Raw genomic sequence first — 17,309 nt, forward strand, 5'->3', positions numbered from 1 at the left:
ATCCCGAGAAGCTGCAGGACGGCCAGCGCCCAGCGACTTGAGCGCCGACCGACCTGCTGAATTCTATCCTAGCTTTCTACTCATTGGCAGTGGCCGCACCGCCAGTGGCAAGAGTTAGCAGGAAAAGGCCGGTATAAGTAGCACCGGTAAGCATCCCACTCCCCACCGAATCCCAATTGACATGGAAACTAAACCAAGATGAAGACTCTTCGGATGGTGCAGTTTTAGGCTGCGTCGCCTTCACTTCCCTGGCCTTTGGAACCGGCTCTCGATAAGTCCGATACGTGATTATCCCATCATTTTCCCCACGCATATTTGGACTAATGCTTCCGACCGCCATGAACTGTGCAGGATTATAAGGATTCTCGGTGATTAGCGGGGGGATATAATAGCCCTTTTTGACCGGCAATCCATCAAGCATCCCCGTGCCGCCCGTCAGCTTTTTTATGTACTGATCCAGCTGGCTCGGCCCACCATACTCGGCCCGGACTTTTCCGCGTCTGGTCAGGAGACCCGAGGGCCAGGCATCGGGGGCCTGGTTCTTGACCTCCCAGACGTAGATGGCATCTTCCTCCCTAGACATTATATCAATATATCCAGGGCCCCCAGTGAACATTTCGCCAAGGCTGGGAATGAGTTTGTCTTTGCCGATTTGATCGGAGCCTTCTGGGACTTTATTTGCCTTCTTTCCTTCGGGGGTCGTATCGGTAGTGACTCGCCAGCTATTATTGAGACCATAGCGCACGCTGACCATGGCGGAAATGTAGGACGCAGCCACTTCGACTGCCCAGTCATGTATCCCCGTCCAAGAGGAAAATGGATTGAATCCAATTTTGCAATATGATTCGTTGTTGCCTTGGCTTTCGCTTGCCCCGCCATTTTTTCCGTCGGCTCGCAGGCCGGTGGGGTCGCTCTTGGTGATGGGGTTGCTGGCGGCGTAATTGTAGCCGCCGAGTTGTTGGGCGTCAGTGGAGTCGAAGATTGGGTCGAGGCTGATGAAACGGCCGGTGTTGGGGTCATACTGGCGGACGCCAAGGATAGTGAGGCCGGTGGCGGTGGAGGTGGGCTTGTTGAGGAATCCTCGGTTATCGGGCCAGGCGACGGTGGTGCCGCGCGGGGCTCCGTAGGGGGTGAACTGGCGCCAGGTGGGGGTCTGGGCGGTGCGGTCGAGGATCAGACCGGCGGTGCCGTGCGGGTCGGCGATCTCGAAGCGGTAGTTGGTCAGGGTGCCGGTGCGCACGAGGGTGCCGCCGCCGGGCAGGATGAGGTAGCGAATGCCGGTGACGGCTCCGCTGACGGTGTTGAGGGTGTACTGCTGTTCGGGCAGGTAAAGGGTCGTGGTGCCCGGGTCCTTCTGAAGCAGGACCTGGCCGTCGGCGCCGTACACGTAGGAGCTGTCTCCGGCGGTGCCGCCTTTGATGGAGGTGAGGCGGTTCGCGTCATCCCAGGTGAGGGTCTGGGTGCCGCCGGTGGCGGTGGTGCGAGTGGTGGTGTTGCCGGCGCTGTCGTAGGAGAGGGCGCTGCTGCCACTGGTGGAGGTGAGGGTGTGAGGCTGGTTCTTGCCGTTCCCGTTGTAGGAGTAAGTAGTGCTGGCGTCGGCACCGTTGGTGGTGGAGTGCTCGACCTGGTTGGTGCGGTTACCGAGGGCGTCGAAGGCCCATTCGGTCCAGTAGGCGCCGCCGGGGACGGCGTCGCCGACCTGGGAGTGCGCCGTGCTGGTGGGGGTGACCGTGCAGGAGTCGGTGGCGGTCCACGCCTTGGTGAGGCGGTCGAGCTGGTCGTAGCTGAAGCACTGTGTCTCGGAGGTGACACCGAGGCGGGTGGAGACCTGCCGGGTGGTGTTGCCAGCCAGGTCGTAGTCGTAGTGCTGACGGTCGACATCGCTCAGGGCGCCCGTGGTGGCGCGCTGGACAAGTTGCTCGTTCAGACGTCCGGTGTGGACGTCGTAGGTGTTGCTGATGACGCCGTAGCTGGTGGGGCTGCCGATCTGAGACTGCAGGACCCTGCTCCAGGCGTCGTACGTCGTGTCCTGGGTGTAGCCGTAACTCCCGGAAGCCAATCCCGCCGGCAGGTCGAAGGCGGAGGTATATCCGTGCATGACGGTCTCGGCCGGCAGGCCGTTACCCGCGGGGTAGGTGTCGGTGTACGGCAGGCCCGCATTGGTGGTGTACGTGTGCGAGTACACGTACCACTTGCCGCCGAGCGCGGTGCCTTCGGACGCCGGGATCTTGACGGTCTCCCCGAGGGAGGAGCCGAAGACGTTGAAACCCGCAGCCTGTGTCTCGTAGGCTGCGCCACCCACGTAGGACGTCACCGTGGTGACGTGGCCGATGGGATAGGTCATGCCGGCCACGGCGTTGTTGTCGTTGTCGTAGACCCAGGACGCGGTCTTCGTCACGTCGGACTGCGCGGCCACCGGCGAAGAGAAGGCGGCAGTCTTGCGATTCAGGACATCGTAGGTGTAGCTGACGCTTTTCCCACGTGAGTCGGTGGACTGGATCAGGTTGCCGACTGGGTCGTACTGCATGGCACTGGCGCCAGCATCGGGGTCGTTCTTGCCGGTGACTCGGTCAAGCAGGTTGTAGGTGGTGGTCCAGGTAGAGCCGTTGGCGGTGACGGTGTTCTGTTTACCGTGGCCGTCGAAGCCGTAGGTGATGGCTTGACTGGTGCCGCCGCTGACGGTGTAGTCGCCAGTGAAAGTGTCGGTCGGCGGTGTCACGGTGGGGCGCGCGGTGTAGTCGTCGAGTTCGACGGTGCGGCCCAACGGGTCAGTCACCGTCGTCTTGACAGTGCCGCCGGTGGGCGGGATGACCGTAGTGCGGTCGCCGCCGTAGACGGTGGTCGTACTCTCCTGCGTGACGGAGTACTTCAGTGAGTCCACGCGTACAGCACGGCCCAGGCCATCGTAGGCGGTGGTGCTCTGGTCGGGGATCTGGGAGTCCTGGACGCTGGCCAGCGCTAGCGTGGGAAGAGTCGCGGAGTCCCAGTACGCCTTGTTGGTCTTGGTGACCCAGCCGTGGGAGTCGAAGAACGACTCGGTGATCAACCGGCCGCCCTGCGGGGTCGGCGTCTGAGTCTGGCGTATACGACCGAGCGAGTCGTAGACCGTCGTCGACGTCACATATGCCAAGGAATCATTGAGCTTTTCCGCCGTCGTCCCGGTCAGGCCTGAATTCGACACTGTATAGGTGTATTTCAGGTTCGCCGGGGTTGAAGTCGAACGGGACTGCGACCATACGCCGGTCAAGCGACCGAGGGAATCGGACTGGCTGCTGGTAGTGATGTTGTTAGCGTCCGTTGCCGACAAGATTAGGCTACGGGCTGGCGCCAACACCGCCTTGGTCGTCTGACCCTTGGCATTGGTACTTGTGGTAGCTGTGGTCAGACCTACCGAATTTACAGTATAGGCCGTTGTGGTTGCATTGCCGTTCGCATCTTTCGTGACCAACGGCCGCCCGTAAGTGTCATAGGTAGTACGTGTGCCAATTTGCCAGCTATAGGATCCACTGGTGTAGTCCGAGGCGCCCTGAGTCATGGTGACATTTCCGACGCTGGGCGGGGTGGCTTGAGGAAAAGTAGAACTGAAGGCTGGATCATCATAGAACATGCGAGTGGCTACTTGCACCTGGGCCGGCCGATTGACAGTGGCTGGGGCGGTGAGGGTGTTCCAGGTGGCAGGTACCGAAGCGATCGGCCCCTCGGTGAATCCGCCACAGGCGACCGAGACAGTCTCCTGCGAGGCGACCAGGCCCATGAGGTTCAGGGAAATGTTGGCAGGAGCGTAGGTATAAGTGGTACACCGGTCGTATGCAGTGTTCGCCGGAACGGTATGCGAGTAACTAGCCGCCAGCTGGCCAAAGTTTGAATTTGACGAGTCCGTGACATACGTATTGTTGGCTTCAGTCACGCGCCATGCGGCTGGAATGATGGATGTGATTGCTTGGCGCTTGTATCCTTCGGCGGGTTTGACTACCTGCGCAGTCAGAGGCGGCAGGTTGGAGCGAGTGCGAGTCGCGGTTGAGTCCGATATCCAGTACGAATTAATAGTCAGGTTATCGATGGGGCCGCCGTCTCCCTTGTAGACGGTATTTTCGAGGGCCATTCCGGCCAGCTGGTTGCTGTCGGTGTGGGTGGCTGCCTGGGAGTCGGTGAGGGTGACGGTGCGGGTAGAGGTAGCGGAGAGCCAGTCGCCGTCCATTCCGCGGTAGTAGCTGGTCTTGCTCTTGGTGCGGCGGTCGTCGGTGCCGTTACCGGTGCGGGTGGTGACGTCGGCGTAGCCGCGGAACTGGCCCCAGGTACGGTACTTGGGCTGGACGACCTCGTTGTCGTCGTAGTGCCAGGCGGCGCCGCCGCCGTACTCGTAGGAGGTGTTCTTGGCGAGTGCGCCACCGGTCCGGTCAGTCTCCAGGACGTTGGTGACGGCGTACTTCTGGAACCAGTCGGTGACGGGCTCGCTGTAGAACTTAGGTGTCCAGCTGACCGGGTAGCAGGAGTTGGTGTTGGTGGAGGCGTTGGCGGATACCGTGTAGGCGGCGGTGCAGGGGTTGGGTAGGCCGTAGGTAATGTTGGTCAGGCCGCCGAGTTCGGTGGTGATCGAGGTCAGCCGGTAGCGATACATGCCGGGGAAGTTGGCGGTGTCAACCCGGTTCTGCATGGTGGTGCCGCCGAAAACCACGGGCGGAAGGGTGACCGGGCCGGTGCCGCCGGCGCTGGTGTCGTTGCCGGTGCGGGTGATCGAGGCCAGCCACAGGGTGGGCGAGGTGCCGTCACCCGTAGGCGGCTCGGTCTGTGCGAGGTCGTAGGTGTCGACCGGCGCGTACTGGGAGGTCGCGGTCGCGTACTGCCTGGTGACGATCTGCTTGAGCCGGACGGTCGAGAAGAACGACGGCGACTGCGGGATACAGGTCGCTCCGCTGTTGCAGATCAGGTCGAACGGCACGTCCGGGTACTGGGTGCCGGCGTTCGAGGACGAGATCGGATCGCAGACGGCAGCTACGCAGCGTGGTCCGGTGACGAACTGCACCTGGTCCGGGACTGTGCCGAAGGCGCCGTTGTCGAGGAAGCCGTAGTCGATCCTCGACAGGTAGGAGTCGCGGACGTACTTGGTGTTGCTCGCGCCCTTGTTCTGGCCGTAGTAGTTGGTGTCCTGGGCGTACCAGTAGGACATGGCCTGCCCGCGGACGTCCTTGACGTAGTCCAGGTGCCACTTGTAGGCCGTGGTGCACACTGAGGAGTTGAACCCGGCGGCGTTGTAGCAGGGGTCGCCCGGGTGCGAGGAGTACACCGGCACCGAGTCGACCGAGTTGGTCACCGGCTTGCCCGAGCTCCAGCCGGGCAGCTGGTTGCGGCCGAACGAGTACACAGTGCCGGAGCGGTCGGTGACTGTCCAGTAGTCGGTGTTGTAGGTTCCGGTGCCGTTGTTCGAGCCGGTGACGTGCTCGATCTTCTCGCCGTTGTCGCTCTGCGGCTTCCAGGTGCTCTTGGCGGAGTCCCACACCAGCGCGGTCGACGAGCCGTTTAGCGACATCGTCAGGATCGGCCCGGCGTAGCACTGGTCGCCGGTCTCGGACGGCGACGCGGTGCCCTCGGGCTTGTCCGCGCAGGAGGTGAAGGTCTGCTCGATGAACGAATCCGGACTCGACCAGCCGTCACCCACCCAGGACGCCTGCGCCTGGGTGGAGGCCGTCTTGCCGTCCACCGAGGCCGAGTCGTAGGCGAGCCCGATTTTGGGTGTCAGCGTGGTCGTAGCAGCCGGAGTTTGGATCGGGTACGCGTAGCTGAAAGAGCCGCTGGCAGTGCCAGCCGTCCACGAGCCAGACGGGGACAGCGCGCTGGCGCCGTAGTTGCCTGCCGAACCACCACCTTGGCCGCCAGAAGTGGTGGCTGCGAGAACCTGAACATCTGACGTCGAAGCTGGGCTCAGCGCACTTGCGCCACCACCTGACCAGAGCGCAGGAGCTACGTGGGCGGTGTCCGCAGCGGCAGATGCCGGCACAGTAGACGAGGTCCCGAGCTCGACCTCCGCGGACATGCTGGACGCCTTGGCGTTGCGTTGGGTCGGCAGCGGGGTCTGCACCCGGCACTCCGCGACCTCTGGCGTGGTGAGCGCGCAGGCCGGAAGGGTGACCAGCTGCAGGCGTGAACTGTAGTTGCCGCCGTAGGCCTCAGCGAAGGCCGAGTAGTCGACGCCGACCCGAACCTTGCCCTTACTCTTGCCCTTGGCCTCGGACGGGGCGACGGTGAAGACCATGCCGGAGATGCCGAGTTCGGCCGCCTTCTGGTGGTCGAGCACCGACACGCCGACCTCGGAGGGCCCATGGTAGGCATTGCCGTCGGACTTGGCTGCCTGCAGCCACACTGGCGTGCCGGTAGCAGCCTGCCTGGCACTGTCGGACTTCTCAGACACTGCGGTGAGTTTGACGCTGCCCTTACCGGCCTTGGGCCAGGCAGTGGCGTGAGGCGCGAAGGCGCGCTGGGCCTGGCTGACCTGCTGGTCAACCTTTGGCTTGAGGTCCTTCACCCCCTTCACGGCCCCTGCAGAAGGCTTGCTGGGCTTCCACGGCTGGGATGCGTCCGCAGCCTGTGCCGGAGCCGCGATCAACGCGGACATCAGCACTACCGCGGAAGCCCCTACCAGCCATGGCTGAAAAGCTTTTTGACGAGTAGTCAATTTCAATGTCTGATGATGCGTCAAGTGTGATCCTTGATTGCTCACTTGACGCCTATCCATACGAGGCATAGGTCTTTCCATGTCTCTTTGATTGGCTGCGCGAAGGCAGCACGGATTTCCCGACAAGGTGGCCGATGTCGAGTTCGATGACGATCATGACAACGGTCTCAAGTTGCCGTCACCGGACAAGTCGCCTACAGGTGGCTGATTTTGCAAATTATTTGCTTTTCATTGAGCTGACATATCGGGTAAATATCTGACAAGGCACTCAATTCGCTTCGGATGGTGGGTGGTGCGACTTCAAGTCAACTCTCATCGTGTGTAACCCTCCTGCCGGATGTCGGCGGTAGCCGTCGTCTGATCCGTAAACGAAAGGGCTGGGGGCTACCTGTGCCACCTTCCACACCAACAAGACGTGTACTCGCCGCAACGCTCGGTGCTGCACTGACCGCACTGACTCTCACTGCGATGGTGCCCGCGCAGGCGAACACCGCACAGCCGGGTACCGCGCAGGCCGCTGGGCCGTTGTCGGCCGAGCAGGCGCTGTCGAAGGCCCGGTCGTCCGGGAAGGCTGTCGTGGTGGATGCTGCGACAACGCCGACGGATGAGCTGACGGCGAACCCAGACGGCAGCTTCACGCTGAAGCAGGCGGTCACTCCGGTGCGGGCCTACCGGGACGGCGGCTGGAAGCCGCTGGACGCCACCTTGGTGAAGCAGCCGGACGGCTCGATCGCGCCGAAACTCGCCAGCAGCCCTCTGACCCTGTCGGGTGGCGGGTCGGGTCCGCTGGCGCAGATGAAGAGCGGCAGCCGTTCGCTGTCGCTGTCGCTGCCGGATGCGCTGGTGAAGGACCTGCCGACGCCGACGCTGGAGGGGCCCACCGCGACCTACAGCCTGATGGCCGGAATCGACCTGAAGGTCACCGCCGATCCACAGGGCGGCTTCTCCGAGGTCCTGGTGGTCAAGGACGCCACCGCGGCCGCCAACCCCGTGCTGAAGAGCCTCTCGTTCACGACCCGGGCCACCGGTGTCGACCTGGGCACCGACGAGGCCGGCAACATCACCGGCAAGGACAAGCACGGCCAGGTCGTCTTCTCCGCGCCCGCGCCCGTGCGCGGCGTGTGGGACTCGGCGGTGGACACCTCGGCGGCCACCGTCACCGACCCGAGTAACGGCCAGGTGCTGGACGCGCGCAGCGGCAGTCCGGCCCTCTCCAGTGAAGCCGGCCCCGGTGCCACCGCGCGTGTCGCGCCGCTGAAGGCGGAGTACGGGGGCGGTGCGATCACCCTCACTCCTGATCCGGCGCTGCTGTCGGGGACGAACACCACGTGGCCGCTGTACATCGACCCGACCTACTCCGCCGCCGGCAGCACCAGGCTCGGCTGGACTTACGTCAGCTCGGCTTTCAAGACGACCAGTTACTGGAACACCACCGACAGCGAGGGGCTGCGGGTCGGCGACAACAACTGGGAGTCGCCCTTCTTCGTCGGCCGTGCCTTCGCGAAGATGTCGGTGCCCAGCGCGATCTACGGTGCGCAGGTCTCCTCGTCCACGTTTTACGCGACCGAGACCTGGTCGCCGTCGTGCACCGGTACCGATGTCGAACTGTGGCAGACCGGCGCCATCTCGGGCAGCACGACGTGGAACAACCAGCCTGCCTGGAGTACCAGGAGTGACACCCTGAACGTTGCCAACGGTTACAGCAGCAAGTGCCCTGCCGCGTCGGTCGGTTTCAACACCACCGCTCTGATGCAGAGTGCGGCCAACGGCAACTGGGGTGACATCACGCTGGGTCTGCGCGCCACCAACGAGTCGGACGGCTACGGCTACAAGAAGTTCCAGCCCAGTTCGATGTACATGGAGACGAAGTACAACCACGTCCCCACCACCCCCAGCACGCTGTCCACCTCGCCCGCGACCTCCTGCACCGCCGCGACGCCGACCGTCATCGGCAACGGCGACGTCATGCTGCGCGCAGCGGTCTCCGACCCTGACGGCGGCAACCTCGGGGTGGCTTTCCGTCTGGTCAAGACAGCCACCGGCACTGTCGTGGCGTCCTCCGACGCCAGCAACCTGAGCGCAACGTCGGGCACTACGGCCCAGCTCCTGGTAGGCCGTCAGGCCCTGATGAACGCGTCTGGCGGTGCGGCAACGACGTTCTCATGGAACGTCTACACCAACGACGGTTTCGTCAACAGCGGCACCAGCGCGACCTGCAAGTTCACCTTCGACCCGACCGCGCCGGGCAAGCCGACGGCTGCTGTCGGCTCTGGCCCGTTCACCGTCGGCACACCCACCCAGGTGAGCATCTCGGCCAACCCGGTCGGAACCGCCCCCGCGAGCTACACCTACCAACTCAACGGCGCAGCCCCCAGCACCGTCACCGCCCTGTCCGGCGCTGCCACGGTGAGCATCAAGCCGAACCGTGCGCACAACGTGCTGACCGTCACCGCCCTCTCCGCCGGTGGCAACCCCAGCGGTGACAGCGAGGTCGTCGAACTCGACGCCGCACCCGCGGCGACCGCGCCGGAGAACGACCTCACCGGCGACGGCCGCACCGACCTCGCCGTTGTCGGCAGCCAGTCATCCCTGCCCTCCGGGCTCTGGATGGCCAGCGGCACGACCACGAAGTCACTGAACACCGCCGCAGACAACCTCGGCGCCAAGGGCACCGCCGGCACCAGCCCATCCCCGACCGACTGGAACGGTACCCAGGCCATCATCGGCCACTTCCGCTCCGGCGCAGGCTTCAACGACGTCCTGCAGTACAACCCCGCCACCGGCGCAGGCATGGTCCTCTACGGCAACGGCGACGGCTCAGCGCTGGATCCGCTGATCAGCAGGAGCGTTCCGTCCGTAGCTTTCACTTCACCCACCACTAGCGCGAAGGCCACCTGGGTCGCGAATGCCGGTCAGCTCTACATCACGGCAGCGCAGGGTGATCCAAACCCGTTCCCCTCGCTGCTGAGCATCCTGGACGGCTCCCTCTACCTGCAGCCCACCGCTGCGATGCCCGGTGGCTTCTTCCCCGCCGAGGTGGACCTCTCCGACATCAACCCCACCGGCACCGGTACCTGGGCCGGGTGGACGATCGTCACCGCGCTCGGTACCGACAACATGCCCGGCATGTTCACCCGCTCCGACACCGGCGGCCAGCTCTACTACTACAGCGCGGCCAACCTGCTTGACCTGACCCTCGGCAACACCGTCACCCCTGTCCTGGTCGCCTCCAGCGGCTGGACCAAGGCCGCCAGGCCCGCCCTGCAGGCCGCGGACATCGACCGCAACGGCACCCTCGACCTGTGGTCGGTGAACACCAGCGGCGCAGCCACCGCCAACCTGTTCAACGGCACCACCCTCAGCGGCCAAAGCGCCCAAACTCTGCTGGCGACCACTCACACTTGGCCGCTGGACGACAACGCCACCGAGGGGGCGCAGGCCACCACCGCCGCCGACCGCACCGGTACCCTGAACCTGAGCGGCCAGGCCGGTGCGACCTGGAGCAGCAAGGACCTGTTCAGCCCCGATGTGCGTCTCAACGGCACCTCCGCCGGTGTGCTGAGCACCAGTGCGTCGGCGGTGAACGTGGCGAACAGCTTCACCGTCTCGGTGTGGACCAAGCCCGATGTCGCGGACGGGACGGTGCTCTCGCAGGACGGCACCACGAGTGCGGGGTTCAAGCTCTACGCCGACGCCGCGTCCAAGCACTGGATCTTCTGCCTGGCCACGGCCGACACCAGCGCCCCGTCGTGGGACTGTGCCGCTACCGGCGCGGCCGTTCAGCTCGGCGCGTGGACCCACCTGACCGCGACGTACAACCAGAACACCAACATCCTCTCGCTGTACGTCAACGGCATCGTCGCCAACACCTCCGCCCACACCGCGGTCACCGGTTTCACCAAGGGCCTGCGCATCGGCGACCTGCTGGCGAACGGCACCCGCCAGTCCTTCTACAAGGGCGCTGTCTCCAACGTCCAGACCTGGGCCGGCACCGCGCTGACCCCCACCCAGGTCGCCCTGCTGTCCGGGACCCCCGGCTACGTCCTGTTCCCCAGCGACGACACCAACTACCCCAGCGGCACCACCTGGGCCGCCGGACGCGCCAACATGTCCTTCCGCAACGGCATCCTGACCATCAGCAACCCCGGCTACGGCACCTGGACCTACGGCAGCACCAACAGCACCTCCGCCTCGGTGATGACCCTGCAGCCCGACGGCAACCTCGTCGCCTACCCGCAGGCCGCCCACACCACCGGCACCGCACTGTGGGGCACCTCCACCAACAACGCGCCGGGTGACGTCATGTTCTTCCAACCTGACGGCAACCTCGTCATCTACAAGCCCGACGGAACCCCCATCTGGAGCTCCGGCACCTACCGCCGCGCCTGGCACAACAACGCCGCCGTCGACGAGGCAGGCGGCACCGGCAAACTCCGCTACGCCGACTTCAACGGCGACGGCAAAGCCGACGCGATCACCATCGCCGACAACGGCGCCGTCAACGTCAAGCTGAACGCCGGCGGCGACGGCCACGGCGGCTGGCAGGACATCGGCCAGGTCACCACCGGCACCACCACCGACTGGACCAAGGTCCGCTTCGCGGACTGGGACGGCGACGGCAAGGCCGACTACCTCGTCTTCAACGGCGGCGCGGTCAACGCCTGGCTGAACGCCGGCGGCGACGGCCACGGCGGCTGGATCTACTACGGCCAGGTCACCACCGGCAGCACCGGCGACTCCGACCACGTACGCTTCGCCGACTTCGACGGCGACGGCAAGACCGACTACCTGACCTTCAGCGACAGCGGCGCACTCACCGTCTACCTCAACAACGGCGGCGACGGCCACGGCGGCTTCACCCCGCTCGGCCAGCTCGCCACCGGCACCACCAGCGACCGCACCCGTATCCGGCTGACGGACCTGGACGGCGACGGCAAGGCCGACTACACCATCGTCAACACCGACGGCAGCATCACCACCTACATCAACCACGGCGGCGACGGCCGCGGCGGCTGGGTCCTGCGCCCCGTCATCTCCACCGGCCACACCACCACCAAGAGCCAGGTCGACTTCACCGACATCGACGCCGACGGCCGCGCCGACTACCTCCTCATCAACAGCACCACCCACGCCTGGCTCACCAACGGCGGCGACGACTTCGCCACCCCCGGCTGGACCGACTGGGGCCAAATCCTCGACGCCGTCTGATACACGGAACAGGCGATATACAGAACCACAGAGAAAACCGTTCGCCCTTGTTCACCAGCTCCTCACTGGTGAACAAGGGCGAACTCATGGGGTATAGCGGGCTCAGCGGGCGAGGGCGACAGTGAGTTGCTCATTGGGGCAGTCGGTGGCGAGCGGGTGCAGCGCGTCGGCCTCCACCTGGTCCACCGTCAGGTCCCAACGCGTCTTCACCAATTACCCAGTCGGTCAGGTAGATGCAGCAGTAGGCCTCAGCCAGCGGCAGCCACTCCACGACGCCCTTGTCCGCCTTGCTGCGGTTGGACTTCGCTGACACCGCGACCAACGCCTTGGCCTCGTCGAGGTCGTTGGCGTAGGCCTGCCGCTGCTCCGCCGTCCAGGCGGAGGCGCCGACTGACGGGGAGCGTCATTCCAACCGTGCCGTATTCCCCGGCGGCTGCACGCATCGGCCGGTGTCGGAGGCGAGCACTACGGTGCTCCGCCATGGACACTGACGATCTTCAGCGCCGGTGCCTTACCGGCTCCGGTTCGATCTCGTCGGAGCTGGTCGACCGGCTCCTGGAGCGCGGGCACGGCGCGGTGGTGGCGGATCGGGCCGGGCGCGGGGAGTGGTTCTGCGCCAGTGCGTGGGCCCGGTCACTCGCTGGGGAGGGCCGGTTGGACGAGGCGCTGGAGGTGCTGGCGCCATACGTCGCGACGACATGGTGGACAGCCGTCGTGGAGGTCGCCGAGCTGCTGGAGGACGGGGGCCGCACCGAGGAGGCGATCGAGACCGTCCGGGCCCGGACGGCCCTGGGCCACCCGCAGGCGCTGGAGCACTACGCTCGGCTGCTCGCCCGACACGGCCGTGCGACGGAGGCATTCGACCTGCTGCTGCCCCTCGCCGACGAGCGCGGGCGCATCAGCGCCCTGGCGGAGGTCGCTGCCGCCGCCGGCCGCGAGGAGGAGGCAGCCGCACTGCTGAGCGCCCGGATTGCCGAGCACCGGTGCACCGACTTCCCCTGGTGCTGCCGCGGCTTCGACATCGACACCGCCCGCGGGCTGCTCGCCACCATCCGAGAACGACAGGGCCGCATCGACGATGCCATCGCCCTACTCCGGCCCCGGCACGCCGTCCAAGGCGGCAGCCGCGACCAGTTGGCGGACCTGCTGGCCCGGCACGGCCGCTTCCAGGAGCTGTACGCCTACGCGAAGGCCACTGGAGACGAAGAGGCGCTGGAGCCGCTGGCCCAAGTGCTGGAGGAACGCGGGGACGTCGAAGGGGCGATCGCGGTGTACCGGTGGGAGGAACTGCCCGCCGCAGAGCACCCGAACGCCGCCTTCGCCCACGCGCAACTCCTCGCCCGGCATGGCCGGGACGACGAAGCCATCGCCGTCATGCGCGATCAGGCCGACCGGCGCCCCGCAGAGGACTGGATCCTGCACACCCTCACCGACCTGTGCCTGAAAGCAGGCCGCCCCGCCGAAGGACTCGCCCACCTCGACATCCTGGCCACCCGGCGCGGCGGCCAGGAACCGTGGGACCTGTACTGGTTCCGGCTGTCCCTGCTCGCCGCCCGCGACGGCGTCGACACCGCCGTCCAGCAGGCCCGCACCCACCCCGAAGCCGACACCCCCTACGCGGCGGCCGACATCGCCCGCCTCCTCGCCGACTCCGGGCGCACCGAAGAAGCCGTCGCCGCCCTCGAACAGCACACCGTCCCGCGATGGCACACCACGAAGCTGGCCGGCTACCTGATCGACCTCGGCCGCACCACCGAGGCACTGGCCCTCCTTCAGCGCACCACTGCCCCGCCTCCGCCAACCCCGACGGCGGACCTGTGGGCCGACATGCCTCCGTTCTGAACCGGCGACGGGCCGGCCCGCTACTCAGGCAGTCTTCCCAGCAGCGCGCCCTGGCCGGACTGGAGGATGTGGGCCACCTCCAGTGGGACCCAGAAGCACTCGAAGCGGGTCGGCTCCCCGACGCCGTCGTGGTCCTCCTGGCTCATCCACCGCTCCTCGGTCGGCTCGGTCAGCTCCAGGTGGTAGATGTGCCGCTGCTGGATCTCGCGGCGGTAGGGGGCCATGTCGTACTCGGCCGTGCCGAGCTTGGACACGATCTTGAATTCGGTGAGCCCGGTCTCCTCCCGGGCCTCGCGCAGCACCGCATCCTCCGGTGCCTCGCCGGGGCGCACGCTGCCCGCTGGAACCTGGATCCCCACCTCCTCGTAGGTGTTGTCGGCGTGCCGGAACACCAGCAGCCTGCCGTCGCGCACGACGTAGGCGACAACCTTCTTCCTGACGACCTTCTCCGACACGGCCTCTCCCTTGGAAGCATAGGTGTGGTGCGCGACCGGGACCTGATACCCAATCAGCGCGGATGGAGGGAGCCGTCCGCGCACGCGCAGGGCGTGCGCGGCAGCGAACACGGCGTGCTGGCACATACCGCGGGCGTGGTCCGGGAAGCAGGGGCCCAGTCTTCGAAACGGCACCAGCCACGCTGCTGGGCTGTGCTCAGCCGACACTAGGTGCGCCCGGTTGGTGCGCCTCGGCTTCGGTAGGGACGCGGTATCAGGGCCGCTACGCCGCAGCAGGTTCCCGGTTCCGGTGTGGGCCGAGAGCGGGTTCGGCCGGCACTCAGAGTGCGACCTGCGCGGGAACGGGGATGCGGGTGTGTAGGTCGGCGTGGACGGTCTTGCCGTCCGATTCCAGCTTGGCACCCCACAGCCTGCCGGTGAGGTCGTGGATCAAGGCCAGGCCTCGGCCGGACTCGGCGGCCAGGCCCGCGTCGATCAGGCAGGGCAGCGTACGGGAGCCGTCCCGGACGCTGACGCGCGCCGACGTACCGGTGACCCGCTCCACCATCACAGCCATCTTCAGGTGGCAGCCGGTCTTCGCCGCGTTGCCGACCAGCTCGCTGACGATCAGCTCGGCGGCGTCGACCAGCTCCTCCAGGCCCCACTCCAGCAGGGCGCCGCGGACCAGGCGCCGGGCGGCCGAGGCGGAACGCGGATGGTAGGGCAGCAGCACCCGCGCGAAGGCGGCGGGCGGCCGGGTCGGGGCCTGGACGGCCATGGTGGAACTCCGCTCCTGGTCGGCGGGTGGGCCTCCGGCTGCGCCGCTGCCCGGTGCGCGGCCCGCTCTCCGGGCGGGCCCGAGGCAGGCCGCGGCGGCGGGTTCTACGACGGTAGGGAGCGGACGGGTACGGGCTCAACGAAGTTGCGCCATCTTGCGCAGCGTCACCCGAGCGCGGCTATCGCGGTGGTGATGAGTTGACGGGCTCCGGCCCCGTAGACTGCTGTGGACGCGAGGTCGGTGAAGGTCCGCACGTAGTCGGCGATTTCGTGCGGCTGGGTGATCCGCAGGTAGCCGGAGGTCAGCTCGACGGCGACCTCGGCCTCGTCGAAGAGGTAGAAGTCCTCGACCGGCAGGTGCGGGCGGCCGGGCCCGGTCGGGATGACGCCGATGCTGACGAACGGGCTTGAGGCGACGGCGAGCAGGTGGCCGAGCTGGGCGGCCATCGTCTCCGGGTCGCACACCGCGGCGCGCAGCACCCACTCCTCGATGAGCAGGCCGAAGCGGTGCCGGCCGGAGAACAGCATCCGCTGGCGCTCGAGGCGGGCCTCCACCGCGTCGGTGACGTCGTCGACTTCGACGCGGGCGCGCTGGATCGAGCGCAGCACCGCCTCGGTGTACTCGGGGGTCTGCACCATGCCGGGCAGGACGCGGCTGGCGTAGACGCGGAACAGGTTGGTGCGGTGGTAGAGGTCGGCCACCGATTCCTGGGCGGCGCGCAGGCCGCCGCGTTCCATGCGGCGCCACTCGGTGTACATCGTCTCGACCGCGCGGGCAGCGGCGATCAGGTCGTCGGCCTGGTCCTGGGCGCCGCAGGCGGTGCACCAGGCGCGCAGGTCGTCCTCGGACGGTTGGGCCTTGCCGCTCTGGATCCGGGAGGTCTTCGCCGGGTGCCAGCCGCACCGGGCGGACAGCTCGTCGCCGGTCAGGCGGGCGTCCTTGCGCAAGGCCACCAGGCGGGCCGCGAGGGCCTTGCGCGCTTCGAGGACGCTGGAGGAGGGGGTGGACGACATGGTGCTGGCTGCCCGGCGGTGGTGGTGGACGGCTGGTCAGAGGGGGTACTGCGCGTGCGGGACGGCCCGCTCCCAGACGGCTTCGAACGCCGCGGCCACCGCCTTCACCACGGCCTGGTCCTCGGTGCCCTCGTGGCCGGCCCACCCGCCGTCGCCGCTGAACCAGTGGAACAACACGCGGCAGTCGTCGACCAGCCACAGGTCGTTGCCCGGCAGCAGCAGGTCGGACGCCTTCGAACGGGGCAGCCAGCGCACCTGCTCGCCGAGCGCGACGTTGTGCCGCTCGGTGATCGCGTGCTCCCACCTGATGTAGGCGCTGGCCGGCTCCGAGACGACCCGGGCCCGCCGCACCTGCACCCCGCGGCCGACCGTCTCCCGCACCAGCGCCGCCCAGTTGGTGTACTCCTCGGGCAGGTCGTACGCCTCGGGCCGCTCGACCGGCAGGCCCGCGCGCCAGTCGGCGAACACCTGGTCCTCGCCGTAGGAGTCGCGCATCTCCAGGTGGCAGGCCGAGCGCTCAGCGCTCCTCAGCAGGGCGCCAAAGTCCGGCACGCTCGGCGTCATCGCACACCTTTCGCAGGAAGGGGATCATGCGAACCGGAATCCGGACGACGCCCTCGTGGTCCGGCACGCCCGCGCCGTGGCCGGGCGCCCACTCGGTCTCACTGATCTCCCGGAGCTGGTCCTCATCGGGCAGCCAGCCCTGGACGACGATCTCCGCCTTCTCGTCCTCCAGCCACACCGTCGGCGAGCCCCCGTTGGGCGACTCGGGATCGATGCCCCTGAACCGTAGTGCCATGACCGCTCCTTGTGCCAAGCCAGTTGCGAGTCCTTGCGGCTCTCACCGTCCCGCCACTCCTGACGGGACGTCAAGAGCGCGTCGCTGGAAGTGGTGCGCGAGAACAACCTGCTCACCATCCGCTGACCGGGACGCGGGGGACGGGGATCTCGGGTTCGAGGGTGTGGACGCCGGTGACCGAGCTATGGCTGGAGAAGCCCGCAGGGACATCCTTGCCATTGACGGCGCCGACAGTGGAGGTGGTCCAGGCCCTGCTCGCAGATGGCGTCACTGCCGGTGCGCAGGGACTCGACCCAGGTCGTCGGGGTCAGTTTCTCGATGTCGGGCAGCAGGCCCGGGTCAGCACGTGCCCGATGCCGGCAACCACCCGGTGCGGCTTCGCCGTCCACACTCGCCCCGTGTGGACGGCGCGGCGCACCACGGTGGTGTCAGGCCGGAACCGGAGGCTCTGCTCGCTATTCGTCACCTCTGAGACCGTGTTTGAGATCTGCCGTGTCGCCGGGCTGGAGTGGTCGTTGAGCCTGTTGTGAGCGGTGTTTGGGGCGGGTATCCGTCGGACCTGACG

Annotated in this window: 8 protein-coding genes; 2 read left to right on the forward strand and 6 right to left on the reverse strand. The window is 66.7% G+C overall.

All coding sequences use genetic code 11. From position 1 onward, the window contains the following. Positions 1-76 precede the first annotated feature (76 nt). A complete protein-coding gene (locus tag ABD345_RS34475) occupies positions 77-6,694 on the reverse strand; it encodes an RHS repeat domain-containing protein (protein WP_344558064.1) in 6,618 nt (2,205 codons plus the stop codon). Between the two features lie 555 nt (positions 6,695-7,249). Between ABD345_RS34475 and ABD345_RS34480 the strand changes: the two genes are divergently transcribed. Beyond that, the gene (locus tag ABD345_RS34480) at positions 7,250-11,878 is read left to right on the forward strand and encodes an FG-GAP-like repeat-containing protein (protein ID WP_344558066.1); all 4,629 of its coding nucleotides are present in this window, start codon (positions 7,250-7,252) and stop codon (positions 11,876-11,878) included. Positions 11,879-12,358: 480 nt separating this feature from the next. Then, positions 12,359-13,720, forward strand: coding sequence for a tetratricopeptide repeat protein (locus tag ABD345_RS34485; RefSeq protein WP_344558068.1), 1,362 nt, complete (start codon positions 12,359-12,361; stop codon positions 13,718-13,720). A 20-nt stretch (positions 13,721-13,740) separates the two neighbouring features. On the opposite strand, the gene ABD345_RS34490 is transcribed toward ABD345_RS34485, so the two are convergent. The 5 genes from ABD345_RS34490 to ABD345_RS34510 form a co-directional block, all read right to left on the reverse strand. Further along, positions 13,741-14,175, reverse strand: a complete 435-nt coding sequence (locus ABD345_RS34490; protein WP_344558070.1) for an NUDIX hydrolase — start codon at positions 14,173-14,175, stop codon at positions 13,741-13,743. 319 nt (positions 14,176-14,494) lie between these two features. After that, positions 14,495-14,932, reverse strand: coding sequence for an ATP-binding protein (locus ABD345_RS34495; protein ID WP_344558072.1), 438 nt, complete (start codon positions 14,930-14,932; stop codon positions 14,495-14,497). Between the two features lie 164 nt (positions 14,933-15,096). Next, complete coding sequence (locus ABD345_RS34500) at positions 15,097-15,945, reverse strand: helix-turn-helix domain-containing protein (protein ID WP_344558074.1); 849 nt, start codon at positions 15,943-15,945, stop codon at positions 15,097-15,099. A 36-nt stretch (positions 15,946-15,981) separates the two neighbouring features. Beyond that, entirely contained in the window at positions 15,982-16,509 is a 528-nt protein-coding gene (locus ABD345_RS34505) for a DUF6879 family protein (RefSeq protein ID WP_344558053.1), read from the reverse strand. After that, positions 16,463-16,744 (reverse strand): hypothetical protein, encoded by a 282-nt coding sequence (locus ABD345_RS34510; RefSeq protein WP_344558055.1) that lies wholly within the window; start codon positions 16,742-16,744, stop codon positions 16,463-16,465. Before ABD345_RS34510 ends, ABD345_RS34505 begins: the two co-directional genes overlap by 47 nt. Positions 16,745-17,309: the final 565 nt, after the last annotated feature.

Source organism: Kitasatospora saccharophila (genome assembly GCF_039529925.1).
GTDB lineage: Bacteria > Actinomycetota > Actinomycetes > Streptomycetales > Streptomycetaceae > Kitasatospora > Kitasatospora saccharophila.

Bases quoted from the DNA above. Each gene is read 5' to 3' on its own strand.
- ABD345_RS34495 (WP_344558072.1), bottom strand. From the start codon at position 14,932: ATGGCCGTCCAGGCCCCGACCCGGCCGCCCGCCGCCTTCGCGCGGGTG.
- ABD345_RS34510 (WP_344558055.1), bottom strand. From the start codon at position 16,744: ATGGCACTACGGTTCAGGGGCATCGATCCCGAGTCGCCCAACGGGGGC.
- ABD345_RS34500 (WP_344558074.1), bottom strand. From the start codon at position 15,945: ATGTCGTCCACCCCCTCCTCCAGCGTCCTCGAAGCGCGCAAGGCCCTC.
- ABD345_RS34505 (WP_344558053.1), bottom strand. From the start codon at position 16,509: ATGACGCCGAGCGTGCCGGACTTTGGCGCCCTGCTGAGGAGCGCTGAG.
- ABD345_RS34485 (WP_344558068.1), top strand. From the start codon at position 12,359: ATGGACACTGACGATCTTCAGCGCCGGTGCCTTACCGGCTCCGGTTCG.